At 45.3% G+C, this 1,004-nt stretch carries 4 tRNA genes and 1 rRNA gene; all 5 read left to right on the forward strand.

The annotated features are described in order from the left end of the window. Positions 1-215: ribosomal RNA gene (locus L4C38_RS21220) — 16S ribosomal RNA — on the forward strand; the annotation flags it as partial. A gap of 89 nt (positions 216-304) precedes the next feature. After that, a tRNA-Glu gene (locus tag L4C38_RS21225) sits at positions 305-380 on the forward strand. Between the two features lie 17 nt (positions 381-397). After that, a tRNA-Lys gene (locus L4C38_RS21230) sits at positions 398-473 on the forward strand. Positions 474-483: 10 nt separating this feature from the next. Then, positions 484-559 (forward strand) — tRNA-Ala (locus tag L4C38_RS21235). 38 nt (positions 560-597) lie between these two features. Further along, positions 598-673: transfer RNA gene (locus L4C38_RS21240), tRNA-Val, on the forward strand. Positions 674-1,004: the final 331 nt, after the last annotated feature.

Raw genomic sequence — 1,004 nt, forward strand, 5'->3', positions numbered from 1 at the left:
TGAAGTCGGAATCGCTAGTAATCGTGGATCAGAATGCCACGGTGAATACGTTCCCGGGCCTTGTACACACCGCCCGTCACACCATGGGAGTGGGCTGCAAAAGAAGTGGGTAGTTTAACCTTTCGGGGAGGACGCTCACCACTTTGTGGTTCATGACTGGGGTGAAGTCGTAACAAGGTAGCGCTAGGGGAACCTGGCGCTGGATCACCTCCTTATACGATGATTACTCACAATGAGTGTCCACACAGATTGATGGTTTATAAAGTTTAAGAGATAGAAACATCCCCAAGATGTTTCACTTAGTGTCCCGTTCGTCTAGAGGCCTAGGACACCGCCCTTTCACGGCGGTAACAGGGGTTCGACTCCCCTACGGGATACCACTTCCTTTGTGAAGTATGGGTCGTTAGCTCAGTTGGTAGAGCAGTTGACTTTTAATCAATTGGTCGCAGGTTCGAATCCTGCACGACCCACCATTTTCTCGATGGGGCTATAGCTCAGCTGGGAGAGCGCCTGCCTTGCACGCAGGAGGTCTGCGGTTCGATCCCGCATAGCTCCACCATTCGAGAAACTTCTTCCTATAAGAAGTAAAACTAATATGGGCGATTAGCTCAGTTGGGAGAGCACCTGCCTTACAAGCAGGGGGTCACTGGTTCGAGCCCGGTATCGCCCACCATCTTTAAGTGCATTTACTTTCAATTAGAAAGTTGAGTGTTTTTAAAAATGGTTTATTTTCAATAGAAAACAAATCACGCTCTTTAACAATTTGGAAAGCTGACTAAATAATCTTTAATAAGATTATTTGTAAAGTTCTCAATGTTTACCTTAATGGTAAACACCAAAAAACACATTCAAGTGTTCTTGGCAATATCACTTCCTAGTGAAGTGATTATTCGAAATTGAGTCCGGCAAAATCGAACGTCTCTCACTCATAAAATAGAGAGACAACTTGGTTGTTTAACGAAACTCCTTCGGGTTGTATGGTTAAGTGACTAAGCGTACACGGT

The organism is Vibrio kasasachensis, from assembly GCF_050337565.1.
Taxonomy (GTDB): domain Bacteria; phylum Pseudomonadota; class Gammaproteobacteria; order Enterobacterales; family Vibrionaceae; genus Vibrio; species Vibrio kasasachensis.